Annotated in this window: 12 protein-coding genes and 1 CRISPR repeat array; of the genes, 11 read left to right on the top strand and 1 reads right to left on the bottom strand. The window is 67.6% G+C overall.

Translation table 11 applies throughout. The annotated features are described in order from the left end of the window. Nucleotides 1-879: 879 nt before the first annotated feature. The 7 genes from ACN27A_RS14670 to ACN27A_RS14640 all read left to right on the top strand — a co-directional run bounded on the left by ACN27A_RS14670 (nt 880) and on the right by ACN27A_RS14640 (nt 7101). Complete coding sequence (locus tag ACN27A_RS14670; RefSeq protein ID WP_421453587.1) at nt 880-1584, top strand: hypothetical protein; 705 nt, start codon at nt 880-882, stop codon at nt 1582-1584. A 78-nt stretch (nt 1585-1662) separates the two neighbouring features. Continuing rightward, on the top strand, nt 1663-2385 hold the full coding sequence (locus ACN27A_RS14665; RefSeq protein WP_421453585.1) for a tryptophan 2,3-dioxygenase family protein: 723 nt from the start codon (nt 1663-1665) through the stop codon (nt 2383-2385). Continuing rightward, nucleotides 2382-3536, top strand: a complete 1155-nt coding sequence (locus ACN27A_RS14660) for an aminotransferase class V-fold PLP-dependent enzyme (protein WP_421453583.1) — start codon at nt 2382-2384, stop codon at nt 3534-3536. Before ACN27A_RS14665 ends, ACN27A_RS14660 begins: the two co-directional genes overlap by 4 nt. A gap of 71 nt (nt 3537-3607) precedes the next feature. Continuing rightward, nucleotides 3608-4771, top strand: a complete 1164-nt coding sequence (locus tag ACN27A_RS14655) for a tryptophan 2,3-dioxygenase family protein (RefSeq protein WP_421453580.1) — start codon at nt 3608-3610, stop codon at nt 4769-4771. Nucleotides 4772-4838: 67 nt separating this feature from the next. After that, nucleotides 4839-5114 (top strand): hypothetical protein, encoded by a 276-nt coding sequence (locus ACN27A_RS14650; RefSeq protein WP_421453579.1) that lies wholly within the window; start codon nt 4839-4841, stop codon nt 5112-5114. Nucleotides 5115-5233: 119 nt separating this feature from the next. Beyond that, nucleotides 5234-5611, top strand: coding sequence for a hypothetical protein (locus ACN27A_RS14645; RefSeq protein ID WP_421453576.1), 378 nt, complete (start codon nt 5234-5236; stop codon nt 5609-5611). Then, a complete protein-coding gene (locus ACN27A_RS14640; RefSeq protein WP_421453573.1) occupies nt 5608-7101 on the top strand; it encodes a hypothetical protein in 1494 nt (497 codons plus the stop codon). The genes ACN27A_RS14645 and ACN27A_RS14640 overlap by 4 nt, the downstream gene beginning before the upstream one ends. Nucleotides 7102-7135: 34 nt before the next feature. On the opposite strand, the gene ACN27A_RS14635 is transcribed toward ACN27A_RS14640, so the two are convergent. Then, nucleotides 7136-7960: a PIN domain-containing protein gene (locus ACN27A_RS14635; RefSeq protein WP_421453571.1), complete on the bottom strand. Its 825-nt coding sequence runs from the start codon at nt 7958-7960 to the stop codon at nt 7136-7138. 218 nt (nt 7961-8178) lie between these two features. Here ACN27A_RS14635 and cas7g point away from each other — a divergent pair, with 218 nt between their 5' ends. Genes cas7g through ACN27A_RS14615 form a run of 4 tightly spaced genes read left to right on the top strand, consistent with a single transcriptional unit; the run spans nt 8179 to nt 14803 of the window. Then, on the top strand, nt 8179-9360 hold the full coding sequence (gene cas7g, locus ACN27A_RS14630; RefSeq protein ID WP_421453568.1) for a type I-G CRISPR-associated RAMP protein Csb1/Cas7g: 1182 nt from the start codon (nt 8179-8181) through the stop codon (nt 9358-9360). Nucleotides 9361-9364: 4 nt separating this feature from the next. Further along, nucleotides 9365-10804: a type I-G CRISPR-associated protein Csb2 gene (gene csb2 / locus ACN27A_RS14625; protein ID WP_421453565.1), complete on the top strand. Its 1440-nt coding sequence runs from the start codon at nt 9365-9367 to the stop codon at nt 10802-10804. Next, a complete protein-coding gene (cas3g, locus tag ACN27A_RS14620; RefSeq protein ID WP_421453563.1) occupies nt 10791-13832 on the top strand; it encodes a type I-G CRISPR-associated helicase/endonuclease Cas3g in 3042 nt (1013 codons plus the stop codon). Before csb2 ends, cas3g begins: the two co-directional genes overlap by 14 nt. Continuing rightward, nucleotides 13829-14803 (top strand): type I-G CRISPR-associated protein, Cas3-extension family, encoded by a 975-nt coding sequence (locus tag ACN27A_RS14615; RefSeq protein ID WP_421453561.1) that lies wholly within the window; start codon nt 13829-13831, stop codon nt 14801-14803. The genes cas3g and ACN27A_RS14615 overlap by 4 nt, the downstream gene beginning before the upstream one ends. A 218-nt stretch (nt 14804-15021) precedes the next feature. Next, nucleotides 15022-16175: direct repeats of the CRISPR family, unit length 37 nt; unit sequence CTTGCGTCGCTCGTCTGCGGGCGACCCTCATTGCGAC. Between the last annotated feature and the right edge of the window lie 598 nt (nt 16176-16773).

Below are 16773 nucleotides of genomic sequence, written 5' to 3'. Positions count from 1 at the left end.
GGCGGCGAGAGGCACAGGTCCCTTTGATCATCCGATAGCCGGCCCTGGCCACCGCCGGTGCCCGTACCCGCGCCCGGTCTGATCAACCTGCCTACCGGCGAGCGGACACCTGTTTCCTCCGCGGCTCGGTTGCGGCGCGCGGTGGCGTCGCGTGAGAGACCGCGTTCGGTGCCGAGGTGCAGTTTCTCTCCTCTACCCCACTGCGCGCCACCGGCCGATGGTGCGGGGCCGTCGGTCCGCGCCGTAGCCGAGGCAGCAGCGGCGCGGACCGGCGGCCCCGGTCGTTCATCGCTAGTGGTCAGCCTGGCAGGGCCACCTGTGCCGGGGCCGACCGGTGGGTGATGGTGCCGTCGCCGAGCTGCCTCAAAGGAGTTGTCGCTCAAGCATCACAGGCTGCCATCGGTGCGTGGTCTACATGCTCGCGCGTCTGTTCGTTATGAGAAGACGCTGGCGTCCGGTCAGCAACGCGAGCTGGTCAAGCTTGCGGAAGTAAGTCATCCCGCCATCGGCTCGGTGTTCAACGGCGATCGTTAGGCCGACCTCCGGATCCTTCCAAACCTGGAGTCGTCCTCGGAGTCGAGCAGGGTTGCGCCGTGGCGCCCGGTTTCCGAGCAGGACGAATCGCACTCGAAAGGTGCATCCTTCGATCGTGCGGCTGGTGAGCGCTCCTTCCCTGCTCAGGTGTTGTGCGAGCGTGTCGCAGCAGGGCAGTAAATGTGGCTAGGGGTAGCTGAAACTGTGGACATTTAGCTCGGGGCTGTGCTGAATTTGCTGCGTTAACGGTGCGGTCCCGATGACTGGGGAGCGGGTCTGCGTCAAAACATGCCCGGTTGATTAGCGTGGGCAACTACCCTACATCCCCAGGAATAGGTGGATCCTGTGAGCCTGCCCGCCTTGTCTGCCCTTAATCAATACCGTGACCGCCGCAAGGCGTACCCGTTCTTTGTGCGGCGTCGCACAGCGGCGGCGATGGCCTTTCTTGTCGCCCTGGTGTTGGCGGCAATGGGCTGTACTGAAAAATCCGGAGATCGAGACGCTTCGGGCACGACCACGGCGACCACCGCCTCCGACACCGTTGGCACTACGAGGACGACTGAGGCAACGACGCCCAAAGCAGGCGCGTCGACCGGAGTGCCGTATCACCCGGTAGACGCGCTGTGCTCGAAAGTGGCCCTCACGCCGATCGCCGAGATCGTCGGTCCGGTAGGAACCCAACAGAACGACTCCCGCTCGGCCGGCAGCACCGTCAGCACAGCCTGCACTGCCACGGTGGGCCGCCTACCCGACGGCATCGTGGTGACTACACGCGCCGACATCGGGGCACCCGGCTCCGGAAAACTCATGTATGAGGGCCTGCGCCAGGCCCAGCAGCCTGATGGCCCGAGCACGGACGTCATCGGCCTTGGGTCCGCCGCCTACGCCTACGCAGACCGGGCCAGTGGCTTCACCATCTGCGCCTATGACGCGAATCTCTACCTGACTGTCACCGCCGCACCGCTGCGTCCCGGGACGGTCCTGCGCGGCGACCTGCCCGCCCGAGTGCGCGCCGTAGCGGCCTCCACGCTCACCGCCCTGCGCACCTGACCTGCATGCGCCGCCAGCACGCCTCGACCGACGCGAATCGCCACCCGGGCAGTTGCCCGAACGCCCTTGGAGACTTCCATGCCTACGTCCCCTCTGCCCGCTGTGCTGCCGGGAACCGGTGACACCGACTATGCCCGCTACATGCGCACCGAAGACCTGCTGTCCCTGCAACGAGGGCCGGGGGAGTGGGTTCACGCCGACGAGCTGCTGTTCCAGATCGTGCACCAGAGCACCGAGCTGTGGCTGAAACTCACCCGCTCCCACCTCTTGCGGGCCCTGGCGCACCTCGACGCCGACCGGCCGTCCGCAGCCGAATTGCTGCTGCATCGCGCCGCGGAAGCGCTGCGCCTGATCACCGAGCAGCTCCACATGCTGCGGTCTCTTCCGCCGGCCCGGTTCGCCGTCATCCGCACTGCACTGGGCAACGGCTCCGGCTTCGAGTCTCCCGGGTGGTCGCTTCTGCGTTCAGCGACCACTGAGCTGGACATCGCGTTCGCCCGCCTGCTGTCATCGCTGGACCTCACCGCCGTCGACGTGTACCGGGGCGAGGCGTCGGACCCGCTGTACCGGCTCGCCGAAGCGCTCGTGGGGCTGGACGAGCGGATCGCCTTGTGGCGCACCGAGCACTACACCGTCGCCACCCGCATCATCGGCCACGGCGTGCTCGGCACCCGCCACACCCCGGTCGACAGCCTGACCAAACTCATCGCCCACCGCCGCTTCCCGGCGCTCTGGGACGCCCGCACCGTCCTCACCCAAGAAGCCACACAGCCGGTCTGCCCCGAGCAGGTGCAGCCGTGACCGCCACGACCGAAACCCTGCCCTCGCTGCTACGGCCCAAGCTGCGTCTGCCCTATGGCAGCGCTCACGTGGCGGCGTGCAGCATCGCGCCACGCACCGTCGACGTCGACGAGGCCATCGCGCGGATGCTCGATGACCTGTCCCGCCCAGGCTTCTGGCAGGCATGCGAACAGCAGGTCACCGAAGCCCGCATCTTGTTCGCGCGGCTCATCGGCGCCGACGTCGAGCAGATCGCTGTCCTGCCCAACGCCAGCGTCGCCGCCCACCAGGCGGCAGCCGGCCGTCGCTGGCGCCGACGCAGCGACATCCTGACCAGCCACGCCGAGTTCCCCGGAATCGCCCACACCTGGCTGGCCCAACCCGGCGCGCGAGTTCGGTGGTGCGGCACCCTCGCGACGGTCCGCACCGGCGACTACCTGTCGCACATCACCCCGCGCACCGCCCTGGTTTCGGTGCCCGCCGTCACCTACCGAGACTCCCGGCGCCTCGACGTGGCCCGTATCGCCGACGCCGCCCACGCCGCCGGCGCCGCCGTGTTCGTCGACGCCTACCAGGCCGCCGGCGTGATGCCCCTCGACGTCAACGCCCTGCACTGCGACTACCTCGTCACCGGCACCGGCAAATACCTGCTCGGGCTCCCCGGGCTGGCCTTCCTCTACGTCCGCAACCCCGACGGACCACGACCAACCCTCACCGGCTGGCTCGGCCGCGCCAACCCCCACGCTTACCAAGCCACCGTCCTGGATTTCCCACCACACGCCCGCCGCTACGAGACCGGCACACCCGCCGTCGCCGCCGTCTACGCCGCCGTAGCCGGCCTGTCCATGGTGCACAGCCTCGACCTGCGGCAGGTGCGCCGCCACACCCAACGCATGGTCTTCGGACTGGCGACACGCCTGGCCACCCAAGGCGAGATTGTCCGCTTGGCCGCCGACGTCGACACGCAAGGCGCGCACTTGGCGCTCGTCGAGCCACACGCGGAGGCCATGGCGGCCTGGCTCGGACACCGCGGCGTTATCGCCGCGCCCCGCTCCGGCGTGCTGCGCCTGGCCGCGCACGCCTACACCACCACCGACGACCTCGACGCCATATCCGAGGCAGTCGCCTCCTACCGCTGCCGCAGCCGTACCCGCCGAGGAGCAGCCCGATGAACCTAGCGCCCCTACAGCGATGGCTAGCCCAGCGACGACCCACCACACGTCGCTTCCCGTACGACTGCGTCGTGGACGCCTACCAGCACCACGGCAAGCAATGTGTGCCCGAGACGTGGACCACGCTGCTGCAAGCTGCCCGCGAACGTGTGCCGCAGGTCTCTGGGCCGCACCGTCAACTGAGTACCTTCCTAAACATCGCCCTCGACAAAGCCGACGACCGGTACGACTACCGCAGCTACCTCGCCCTGCCCCTGCTGCCGATACCTGACCCGGAACGGGACACCGAACGAGCAGACCGGCTGCTAGCCCGCCGCGACCGCCTCCACCTCCTGCTCCTATCCGACCTCATCGCCTTCGAGATACACGCCCTCGACACCACGAAGGCACCGCTGCCACAGCTGCGCCCCGACCCCCTACTGGTGCGCAAACGCCTCCGACACGCCACTCGCTCCGCAGCCCCGGCCCTGCGCCGCCTCAGCTTCGACCTTCACGCCGTCGGCGACCCGGTGACGCTCGCCCGACGACTGATCGCCATGACTTCCATCGACCGCAGCAGCGACGAACGGCTGACAATGCGCACGACAATGCTGCCCGTCTCGACCGTGCACGACGAATACCTGTTCATCCGGGTCCTACAAACGTTCGAGCTGACCTTCGGGCTCTTGGCCGTCGACCTCACCGCAGTCACCACCGCCGTAGCCGAAGCGCGCCTGCCCGCAGCCGGCACCCGGCTCACCCTCGCCGCCACACTCTTGCGTGAGACCGCACCACTGTGGTCCCTGCTGGCGACCATGCAACCGAGGGCCTTTCACACCTTCCGCACCCACACTGACGGCGCCAGCGCGATCCAGTCCCGCGCCTACAAACTGGTCGAATCGCTGTGCCGGGCACCCAGCCATCAGCGTCTCGATTCGGCTGCGTACCTGTCCGTACCCGATGTTCGCGCCCGCCTTATCGACGGACAACTGAGCGTCGACAACGCCCTCGACATCATTCGCGCCGACCATCACGTGCTCGCTGAGATGCCTGTCCTTGCTGATGGACTACGACACTTCGCTGCCGCCGTCCATCAGTGGCGCCGCACCCATTACAGCCTTGCGATCCGAATGCTCGGCACTGATCAGCCGGGCACTGGTGACACACCCGGAACCCCCTACCTGTTACACGGTCGCGACCAGCCAGTATTTTCACACAGCAGCAAAGCGAGCGGCCGCGAAGAGGGCACCATGTAGGATCTCGATCAATCCTAGGACGATCTGGCGGATTAGAGCGATATCACGGCTCTGGTAAGCGGCAACTGTGGAACGCGTCCAGTCTCTTGGCGTTGTTACCAATGTCGTGACGGCCGGAGCCGCCCTCGGTATCGGTCGAACAAAAGCTTACGAGTTGGCTAAGATGAACGAGTTTCCAGTGCGAATTCTGAAGTTCGGACGCCGCTACCTGGTGCCGGTCGCTGACCTCATCGATCTGCTGTTGGGAGAGACGGTGTCGAACCACGCGGAAACGAGCCGAGCCAGCCCGTGGAGTGCGGGGGCAGAAACGGGGATCCGGAGCGGGGCTACCGCGACGAAGTGAGCTCGCGTCATCAAAATCGTCGTCGGCCTTCGCCGCTGGCTGCCACATGGACGATCATGGAAATTCTGTGCAATAGGATGGGGTGGACGGGGATGCGGACGATCACAGATGCTACGCATATGGAATTCGTGAAGGCAATCGGCGCACTGACCGCGCGACTCGCCGCTGGCAACGACGACCTTGCCGCCTCCGGTGCCATCTACCTGGCTGTCGCGGCATGGAAACACCAAGCCGGCGAGGACACCGCGTGGGACCGGTTCGGTCTGGAGGTCCTCGACGTACGGAGCAGGTTCTATACCCACTACGACGTCGTCGTTGACACAACCGTCCCCACTGCCGCCAACACTCACATCAGAAACGCCGTGAGGGAGCTCGTCGCTCAACTCGCGCGTTACCACGATCAGCGAGCCCTCGACGCCGACCGCACGCTGTCTGAGCGACTCGACCACGATGCCGCCGCCCAGAAACTGCGCCGTGCGGTCGCAGCCCTGGCATGACGGTCGGCTTCTGGCTTGAGGAGGCGCAGCGGGCGCTGCGGGCCGCAACTTCGGCGGTGACTGGTCGCCGCGCCTCTGACGCTGGCGAGATCAACGCCTTGGTGCATGCCCGAGCGGACGTGTATCACCAGATGGCCAGGATCACCGAACTACTGGTCGGGGGTCGGCCAGTAACGGAGGAAGCCAACAAAGCGACTGCAACGCTGATCCTCGGGCGGCGCGGGCAGAACCTGACCCGCCTCTACGTCGGCCTGCGCGCCGCCGCAAGGAAGGACGAACATCTTCCGCCGGCACCCGCTATCACTGCCGGCCCGGCGCGGTCTCTTCGCCGTGCTGCTGATGCTCTTGGCATCATCGGCGACATCATCGCCGGGCACGTCCCGTTCAAGCGGCGCCCTGGGACGCCCGAGGGGAGGGCGATCCGCGCCGGAGGCGGTGTCCAAGGAACACTCGCGGATGTTGCACGGCTTACTATCGAGGCCGTCCGACTCGATAGCCGGCTTCCGCCCTGGCTAAACCGGGGCGGGCCCTTGGCGCACACATACCGGTCGGCTGCGGAGGCAGCCGAATGGACGAGCAACAGCCGACTGGGCCTCGCCGCCGCGCAGCTCGTAGCAACCGCGAAGTTCGAGCCCGGCCTGCGCGACCTTGATACCGCCCGGTCGCCCCTACACCCAGCGCCGACGGTCGACACCGTCGAAACGGCGATTACCGCAATCCGGGCCGCCCGGATGTGGCTCTGGCTCCACCCCGCCCAAGTCACCGGCGTGCACCTGCAAACCGGTACCCAACTGGGCCTAGCCGTGCATATCCTCACCGCGAGAGGAAAACCCGACATGATCGGCGGCTGGCGACAAGCTGCAATCGCCGCTGCCGACCTACAAGCCACCCCCGCAAGCGGCCCCGCCCAGAACGCCGCCGCCGAAATCAGCGAAGCGCTGCGGTGGGCCCGCTCGATGCTGGTCATCACCGCTCAGGAAGATGCCCGCCGGCAGGCGAGAAACCCAGAACGGCTCGTCAGCGAGATGCGGCTCATGGCCGCGACCCTGCACCGAGGACTGCGCGCCGCCGTACGGCACTGCAACCTGTTCGTCCGAGCAGACGCCATCCTTCACCGTCCCGCCGGCTCGTTGGTCTACCGCACCGTCCCCCGCTGGCGTCCCGCAACCAGCAACGATGACTTGGTGCGCGATCTGAGCGGCGCGCTGTGGCAGACAGTTGGCCAGAACGACCATGGCGACGGGACGCTCATGATCGCTCGGTTGCTCGCCACACCGCCCCACCCGCACCCAGTGAGCCGGACAACCGCTGTTACCGCACCGAGTCGGAACTCGAACCAGGCGTCTGACGATCCCGCAGGCCCAGACTGGCGCCACACAGGCAACGGTCACCTATCCAAACAAGCAACGCAGCCCTCTACCCGGGTCGCAAGAAGCGAGGCCGTCGAAGACAGCGAGAAGCTGATGTCCGGCGGCATCTCGATCGACTGACAATACTGCCCGTGAACGCATTTCGTCCGGCTGGTCATCGCGATGTCTGTCCTGCGGCTTCCACCGCCGCCCGACGACGTGCCCGGGTCGACTGGCCCTCGGCCGGCGGTGTTTCGATTTCCCTTGCAGGTTTCTTTACTTGCAGCCCAGCCCGGCGCGCGTTGAGCCCCATCCCTGTATCCATGGTGACGAGCTGGACCTTCTTGCCGGCAAGGGTCTCTACTGCCGCAGCTCGGTCGATGATCTCTACGTCCGGGTCCGGGTGCGGTTGGTGGGCAGGGTCGTCGTAGAACACCCGCAGCTCGACTGCGCCGCGCGGTATCTCTCCGCGCGCGGCCACTGCATCCCAATCGCTGTCCTTGGCCCGGATCGGTACCGTGGCGTACGGGTTGACCAGCAGCTTGTCGACGACGGCTAGCGTCACCGAGGCGCGATAGCGGGTTTTCTGGTTCCCTGATTCCTTGAGCCGGTCGAACTCCCGAATCACCACCTCGGGAAGCACGATCAGGACATCCTCGAAGCCGACGCCGAGTTCCTCGGCGCACGGGATGCTCGCGATAACCGCGGTGGGGTCGTCGTCCTGGGTCCACGCGGGATGGGACAGGAACACGCTGCTGTCCACCACCGCCAACTCCTTGCGGGCAGCGGCGCTCCACGTGTGGATTTGCTCTTGGAGGGTCTCGAAGGCCGAGGTGAGAACGGCTTGGCGTTCAGACATCTCAGCTTCGAGAAGTTGACGACCCTGCGGCGTCCCCATGAGCACCGGATCGATGAGCCGGTAGAAGCCGGGCGTGAACAGCAGCTTGTCCAGGTCGGAGCGAGCGATCTGACCGCGCAGCATTCGGCCGACGTCCAGCACCCACCACACCTAGGCGTCCTGCTGGCCGTGATTGTTGCCAATCATCACGGCGGCGGAGCGGAGAAGTTCCACGACGCGATCACGGTCGACGCCAGGGGTCAGAGTGACGAGCATGGCGGAATCCTGCCAGGGCCGCCCAGCCACCGGGATCCCCGAATCGGCGGTGTCATACCCGTCCGGTAGATGGTTGCCTTGTCGTTCCGGAGACAGGAGAAGACATGAATGGTTTTGTTGATCGCCTTGTAGCGGCGGTCGGCGAGGACCGGCGCGATGCGGGGATCGCGTTCAGCGGGGTGTATCAGCCGGTGGGTGGGCAGGGCGGGAAGATCATGCCGCCGACGTTTCCTATTCCTGATCATGAGGTGCGGGCTGCCCAGCGTGAAGGGCGGCTGCCGAGGCCGTACCTGTTCGAGAGGCGCCTTGTCGATGGGGAGCAGCAGGACACGGTGGTGGTGGACCAGGTTCCGTCGCAGGCGAACCGGGTCGAAGAGGCGCTGCTGACCGCCCGGGATGGTGGTCGGGTTGATCTGCCGTTGTTCGAGATGGTGATGAAGGACGAGGGTGTGCGGCTGACGTCGCTGAACTTTCCGCACCGTTACGCGGACGCGTACCTGCGCGACAGCGAGGTCGCTGGGGTTCGCTTCGACCGCAGTGAGATCGGGAAGGCGTTGCGTTCGGCGACTGCCGGAGACGTGCGGCCGTTGTATCGGCGGGAGCCGTACTCGTTGCTGTTCGGCGCGTGGGACTCGCACCGTAAGGGTCGGTGGCCGAAGTTCGCCCGGATCTACACGTCGTCGATGTTCGGCGTCGAGTATGTGCAGGGGGACCGGCGGGCTGGCCGGTACGACCCGACGAACCTGACCGGCGCCATCGACGACAAGGGCAAAGCCGAGAGTGACTGGCGTTTCCTGCCGGAGGGAACGAAGGCCAAGGGCGGCAAGCTGAGCGAGATCGGTCATGGGCACATCGCCCCGAACCCAGCCCACGGTGGGGTGTCGGTGCGTGAAGTCCGCCGGACGGGTTGGATCTCCTTGGCCGGGCTGGAGCGGCTGCGGTTCGGTGACGCCTCGGCGGAGGCGGCGACGTTGGCGCGGGCGACGTTGGCCGCGTTGGCGCTGGCAGGGGACCGGTTGACGTTCGGTCGGCCGTCGCTGTGGCTGCGTTCCGGGTGTGACCTGACTCGGATGAACGAGACGGTCTTCTTCGAGCGTGACGGCGGTGAGCGGGAGCCGGTCGAGGTGAGCGCGGCCGAGGCGATAGCCGCTTTCGTGACGTTGCGCGACCGGGCTGCGGCGGCGGGCGTGGCCATGGAGGGCGACGTGGTGCCGATCGCGCCGACGCGGCAGCTCGCTGACGCGATCCGCTTCGCGATCACGTCGTCGGTGAGGGATGGGGAGTAGCCGGGTGGCACTGAGCATCACCGTGCGGCTGCGTGAGGGCCGCTATGACGCCGCGGAGGACGCGGCCAGGGTGGAGTGGCCGCCGCACCCGGCGCGACTGTTCTGCGCACTGGTTGCCTCAGCTGAGCACGACGCCGTGGCGGACGCCCGCGCGTACGCCGCTGACGATGCAGCGTTGCGCTGGTTGGAGACGGCCGGCCCACCGCTGGTGTTGGCGGTGCCGCCCAACCTGGTCGATACGTCAGTACGCAGCGGGTACGTGGTGACGAACGCGACCGAGGCGAAGTCCGGCAGCACCACCTGGCCGGGACGGACCAACCGGGCCAGCGCCCGCGTCGGGGCGCTGCCGAGCGACGAGCACGTTGCCTACGTGTGGCCGGATGCCCAGGCCGACGACGGGGTTCTGTGGCGGCTGGCCAAGCTCGCCCGCCGGGTGCCGTACTTCGGCCGGTCCACCTCGTCTGCCGAGGTCGCCGTCCTCGACGAGGTGGTTGCCGCGCGGGAGTCGTGGGTGACCTATCGGCCGACGCGCCTCGGCACACCGGGGGCCGTGTCGCTGCGGGTGCCGTACCCGGGCTACACGGATCAACTCCGCGCCGCGTACGCCGAGGGGCAGCGGTCCTGGGAGGTGGCCCAGTCGATCGAGTACACGTGCGGCGCCAATACGACGCCGCCGACACCGGAGGCGCAAGCGGCGACCGGCCCCTACCAGGAGCTACTGATCTGGCCCGCGCAGCGCGGCGGCGTGCCGGTGCGCGGGGACCGGCTGCTGACGGTCACCGACATCCTGCGCCGTGCGGTGATCGACCGGATCGCCGACCCGGTGCCGCCACAGGCGAGCGGACACGGCGCCGACGACCTGCCGCATTTGGCCTACCTGCCGCTGTTGGACGTCGGTCACCGGCACGCTGACGGACGCCTGCTCGGGGTAGCGGTCGCGTTGCCCGAGATGGCACGCCACGATCGTCTCGCCGTGCTGCGTGGCCTGCTCGGCTCGGACGGTGAGGACCCGATCCGGGTCCTGCGCGGTGGCCCCGACGGCATCGTGCGGTTGGGTGACCCGGCGGAGCCGCCGCCGACGTGGGGGCTGCGGCCTGACCGCTGGACCGGTCAGGCCGACGGCACCCGATGCTGGGTGTCGGTGTCGCCGGTGATGCTGGACCGCTATCCCGGGCGCCGTGACCCGTCGGGGATGCTCGCCGACGTGTTCGTCAGGGCCGGCTATCCGCGTCCGGAGTCGGCGACCGTGCTGGAAGCCCCGCTGGTGCAGGGCGCGGTGCGGGCACCCCGGCGGGGCAGCATTCCAGCGAACCGTCCCATCCGGCCCTTCGTGCACTGCCGGGTGGAGTTCCCTGTCCCTGTGCGCGGGCCGGTGCTGGCGGGCGCGTTGCGCTACCTCGGTTGCGGCATGTTCGTCCCGGAGGTGCCCCGTGGCAGCCGCTGACCACACGCTCACACCCGACGACTTCGCGAGCTTCGTCAACGAAGTCCACGGGGATCCGACGCCTGGCAGCCGCTCCCGTCAGCCGTTCCCGTGGCAGCAGGCACTGCTGGACCGCATCCTCGCTGAGGGACGCTGGCCCGACGTCATCGACGTGCCCACAGGACTGGGTAAGACGTCCGTGCTCGACGTGTCCGTCTTCGTCGCCGCCCTGCGACCGGACCTGGCGAAACGCCGCACGTTCTTCGTGGTCGACCGGCGTCTCGTCGTCGACGAAGCACACGAACACGCCGTCAGGCTCCGCCGAGCCTTGCAGACAGCCACCACCCCGATCTGCGCGAGCGTGGCACGGGCGCTGCGAGCCGAGAGCGACCAGGACGGCGACGTCCTCACGGTGACCCGGATGCGCGGCGGGGTCACCTGGGACCGGATCTGGCTGGAGCGCCCCGACCGGTACGCGATCGTCACCGGCACCGTCGACCAGGTCGGCAGTCGCCTGCTCTTCCGCGGCTACGGCGTCACCGAGTACGGCCGCAGCATCGACGCGGCCCTCGTCGGAACCGACAGCCTCATCGTGGTCGACGAGGCCCACCTCGCGGAGGCGTTCCGTGCCACCGTCACCGCCGCACTCGACCTCGACGCGTGGCCGCTAGGGATGAAACCGGCCCTGGTCACCATGTCCGCGACCACACCCGACGACACCGGCCGCCAGCTCATCGTCCACAGCATCACCGACCGCGACCGCAACCACCCCGTCGCCGGCGGCCGGCTCGCCGCCCCGAAACGCCTGCGCCTGGTCGAGGTGCCGACCAACCCCAAGAAGGCCAGCGCCGACGTGCCGCGGGCGTTGGCCGACCTGACGCTGCGCCTGACTCCAGACGGCGTCGTGGCGGTGGTGGTCAACACCGTCTCCCGAGCCCGCGCCGTCTTCGAACTCCTCAACGGCCAGGTCGAAGCAATCCTGCTGACCGGCCGCAGCCGGGCAATCGACCGGGAACTGCTCCTCGCCAGCTACTACGACCGGATCCGCGTCGGCCGCAACTACGACGACCGCCGCCCCTTCGTCATTGTCGCGACCCAGACCATCGAAGTCGGTGCGAACATCGACTTAGACGCACTGGTCACCGAGTCAGCATCGCTGCCGGCACTGATCCAACGCCTCGGACGGCTCAACCGACTGGGGCTCCGCGACACCGCGACCCCCGCCTGGGTCGTGCACGACAGCAGCACCACCGACGAGGACCCCGTCTACGGACAGGCAAGACTGGCCACCTGGCGGTGGCTGACCGACCACGCGCCCGCCGGCACGCTCAAAAACCTCGACGCGGCGGCGAACGGACTACCAGGTTCACCCGCCGCCCTGCGTGCCCTGGCTGCCACCGCACCAGCCGAGGCGAGCATCGCGCGCCCCGTACACGTACCCGTGCTCCTACCACCGACGCTCGACGCGTGGACCCGCACCTCACCCACCCCGCACCCCGACCCGCCGATCGCCCCCTACCTGCACGGCATCACCGACGAAGTACCACCGGTCACCATCGCCTGGCGGACCGGCCTACCACTGGACGCACCCGAACGATGGGCAGTCGTCACCGACTTCGCCCCGATCGCCAGCACCGAAACCATCGACGTTCCGGGGCGAGAGGTACGCCGCTGGCTGCTGCATTACGACGACCCGGAACCCGTCGCCGACATCGACATCCCCGAACCCGCCGCAGACGACCCGCCCTCGACACCACTCGACCACCACGGGCGCGAGCGGGCACCCCGCTCCTGCGACAACCGCGGGCGCCCACAGGTCCTGCGCTACCGCCGCCACGGCGAACCCGAAATCATCCCGGCGCACCGCATCCAACCCGGCGACACCATCGTCGTACCGGTCGAGTACGGCGGCTGCGACCGCTACGGCTGGCACCCCGACAGCGACGCTCCCGCCGTCGACGTCGCGGACCTGGCCGCACGCAAACGCGGCCCGAGCCTGCGGATCGGACCCCATCTACGACACCTCGCCGCCTACCTCGTCGCCGCGACTCCCACCACGGGCACCGCGCTCGACCAGCCCACCACGTCCGGCGCCGACCGTGAACTGCAAGACGCCATCAACGCCCTGCTGCACGTCGTACGCCACGACCCCGAGGCCGACCAGCCACACGTCTACCAGGACCGCCTGAAGACACTCCTCGCCGCCCTAACCAGCGGCAACCCACTCGGGCAGGTCGTAGAGACACTGCTCGGCCAGCCCAGCCAACCGACCCGCCAGCGGCGACGCCTACCGCTGACAGTGACACCCACCCGCCAGATCGACCCCCTGACCGGCGCCGTCTGGACACCCGAGTTCCCCATCCTGCTGTCCGCGGCACGCCCACGGCAGGCCGACGACGAATCGGAGACCGGCAGCTCCAGCACCGCCTACCCCGGCAAACGCATCGGCCTCGACCCACACCAGAAAGCGGTAGCCGCACGCGCCGCACACATGGCCCACAACCTCGGCCTCAACCTACAGCTCATCGCCAGCGTCCGGGCCGCAGGACGGTGGCACGACGAAGGCAAACGAGACATCCGCTTCCAGACCATGCTCTTCGCCGGCCGACGAGCCGCCGCCGAACTGGCACCCGAACCCCTGGCCAAGTCCGGCATCGACCCCGCCAACAAGACCGAAGCACGCCGAGCCCGCGACGCCGCCAAATACCCGCCAAAGATGAGACACGAGGCCCTGTCCGCCAGGATCGCCGCGCTCCACCTCACCGCCCAACCCCAAGACGTCGACACCGCGCTCGTGCTGCACCTCATCGCCAGTCACCACGGACGCAGCCGCTGCCTGCTCCCACCAGTCCTCGACCCAGACCCAGTCAAGGTCACCGTGCCCGGCCTACCAACCCTCACCACCGAGGACACCGTCGACTGGCAATCACCAGCCCGCTTCCACCACCTCAACCACACCTACGGCCGCTGGGGACTCGCCCTACTCGAAACCATCGTGCGACTCGCCGACATCTGGTGCTCCGCACGAGACGAGGAAACCCACGAATGACCCATACAGTCGAACTACCGGCACTCGACGGACGCGACATCCTCGGCTTCCTCGCCGCACTCGGCGTCGTACGACTCCTGCACGACGAAGCCAACCTCGACGTACGACTGTCCTACGACGAGACCACCGCCCACGCCCTACTACACAGCCCTCTCGCCACCACAGAAGCCGTCGTAGACGCGCTGGTCGCAATCATCGACACGATCCCACCCGACGCGGTGATCCCCGGCATACCCGCAAGCTTCCCCCTCGCCAAGGTCGGCACCACACCCGACCCGATGCGTATGCCCCGCGACCGGCTCCCCGCCCTCGTAGGTGACCTCACCAGCACACACACTGAGCCGGGGCTACGCCGGTGGATAGCCACACTGATAACAGACCTGACCGCCGACGCAAAGGGCAGAGCGACACTCACCCCCTACACCGCACCAGCCGGACAGCAAAGCCTGCGATCCTTCTTCACCAAGCCACTACAAGAAATCCGAAAAGCCCCGACCCAGCTCATCCAGCAAGCACTGACCAACTGGCGACGCGTGGACGGCTACACCGGCGAATACCTCGACCACCGAGTACTCCGCAGCGCCGCCGACCACCCCAGCGGCCAATCGACCGAAGCCGGCATACCCGGAGCCACCTGGCTCGCCATCATGGCCCTACCCCTGCTGCGACTCACCGGCACCAACAACCTGACCCAAGCCACACTCTGGCACCACCTACCCCGCCAGCGGCAACCCATCATGACCTGGCCACTATGGCGACAACCACTCGACCCTCACGCGATAACAGCCCTACTGGAACACCCCGAACTCCACCCACAAACCAGCCCCACCAACGACATCACCATCAACCCAAGCTTCTGGCCCCCGCTCGGTGTCTTCACCGTCGCCGCAGCCAAACGCCAACCCATCGAAGGCCGTAAGTCAGCCGGAGTCCTCGCGCCGGCCCAGATCCGCGCCGTCACGCACCGCTGAACCACCTCACGACTACGGTCCACACCATCACGCAGCAATATGCGACGTAAATTGATAACTAAAGAAGTTTGCCCTACTTGTCGCCCCTGCTCCGAACCCTCAGTGCGGAGGTCTCAAGCGCTAGGTTCCGAACCATGAAACTCAACCAAAAGGCTCAACTCGGACATGATGGCGAGTGTTAGTCTGAGCGCTCCGTGAGTACGCGCAGCTAGATTGCCCTTGCGTCGCTCGTCTGCGGGCGACCCTCATTGCGACACGGTCCACTGCTGGGTGACGCCGGCGGTGTTGTTGCTTGCGTCGCTCGTCTGCGGGCGACCCTCATTGCGACGCCTGCGGTACGCCGATGGAAGCTCAGAGATGCACGACTTGCGTCGCTCGTCTGCGGGCGGCCCTCATTGCGACATCCGGGCGTCGTCGCCGATGCCCAGGGCGTCCTCACCTTGCGTCGCTCGTCTGCGGGCGACCCTCATTGCGACACCGGGCACGCCACCGTGGCGTACCTGCCCAAGCCTGGCTTGCGTCGCTCGTCTGCGGGCGACCCTCATTGCGACTCGGCGTTCACCCAGGGCACCCCCATCAAGATGCCCGACTTGCGTCGCTCGTCTGCGGGCGACCCTCATTGCGACTCGCCCTGGCAGTCGTTCGTCGCTGAGGCGTGGCCGTACTTGCGTCGCTCGTCTGCGGGCGACCCTCATTGCGACACCTTCGAGGGTCGCGTCCCGCCGCACGAGCTGCGGCCTTGCGTCGCTCGTCTGCGGGCGACCCTCATTGCGACCTATGGACTTTCGTCCACTGCGCGTATAGACTGCCCGCCTTGCGTCGCTCGTCTGCGGGTGACCCTCATTGCGACGGCACGACGTCGCCGGGCGGGTTCGCCGACTGCACGCTTGCGTCGCTCGTCTGCGGGCGACCCTCATTGCGACGGAAGTGGCGGCGGGCCGGTCGTCCACGCCTCGCGGGGCTTGCGTCGCTCGTCTGCGGGCGACCCTCATTGCGACCCCGTGACCAGGCTGGCGGTCACGTAGTCGCCTGGCCTTGCGTCGCCCGTCTGCGGGCGACCCTCATTGCGACGCTCGGCACGTCGACGCCGTACGCGACGGCGAACCCGGCCTTGCGTCGCTCGTCTGCGGGCGGCCCTCATTGCGACGCCTCCGTGCCGGTCGAGCACAGAAGCGCGCGATCGGCCTTGCGTCGCTCGTCTGCGGGCGACCCTAATTGCGACGGCAGGTTGGGCTTCGCGATCTGAAGCTCGCCCGTGGTCTTGCGTCGCTCGTCAGCGGGCGACCCTTATTGCGACTCTATGCGCATGACGGCCTGACGGCTCCGACCGATGGCCCTGCGTCGCTCGTCAGCGGGCGACCCCCATTGCGACGATGGAGCCGAGTCGGACTGCACCGAGCAGATGTTGGGCTTGCGCGTTCGTCCACGGGCGACCCTCATTGCGACATCCAGTAGGCATCAGGGAGGGTTTCAGTAAGGTTGACTCGCGTCGCTTGTCTGCGGGCGACCCTCATTGCGACTGGGGCTACTGGCGGCTGGAGCGTGTCGCCATCGCGTTGCGTCGTTCGTCCGCGGGCGACGCCCATTGTGACCCGCGCGGCGGCCCGAACGCACTGTTCCCGTGGTCGTCCTGCGTCGCTCCCACAGTGGGCGACCCTTATTGCGACAAGGTCGGCGCGCAGTCGGTCGATGGCGAGCCGTGGGTGCCTGCGTCGCTCGTTTGCGAGTGACCCTCATTGCAGCATTTGGCCACCAGGGAATCAGCAGAACCGGGTTGGAGGGGCTGGTTGGGATCACATGTTCTTCATGAAGGGCCTCAACTGTAGCTACCTGTAGCCACAAGCCCGGAATTATTGTTGACGTTGCTGCCTTGTGTGTGTTTAACTCGCTAGAACGCTCATCAAGTGCACTTCACATCCCAGGAAGTGTGCTGACGGGGCGGGGTGGGGGTGTGCGATGACAGCCGCGAC

Origin of the sequence: Micromonospora sp. WMMD737 (genome assembly GCF_049179055.1) — a bacterium.
Classification (GTDB): domain Bacteria; phylum Actinomycetota; class Actinomycetes; order Mycobacteriales; family Micromonosporaceae; genus Micromonospora; species Micromonospora reichwaldensis.
This window is presented reverse-complemented; position numbering and strand designations above follow the sequence as displayed.

Coding starts and splice junctions, on each gene's coding strand:
- ACN27A_RS14665 (WP_421453585.1), top strand. CDS start 1,663: ATGCCTACGTCCCCTCTGCCCGCTGTGCTGCCGGGAACCGGTGACACC.
- ACN27A_RS14645 (WP_421453576.1), top strand. CDS start 5,234: ATGGAATTCGTGAAGGCAATCGGCGCACTGACCGCGCGACTCGCCGCT.
- ACN27A_RS14640 (WP_421453573.1), top strand. CDS start 5,608: ATGACGGTCGGCTTCTGGCTTGAGGAGGCGCAGCGGGCGCTGCGGGCC.
- cas7g (WP_421453568.1), top strand. CDS start 8,179: ATGAATGGTTTTGTTGATCGCCTTGTAGCGGCGGTCGGCGAGGACCGG.
- ACN27A_RS14615 (WP_421453561.1), top strand. CDS start 13,829: ATGACCCATACAGTCGAACTACCGGCACTCGACGGACGCGACATCCTC.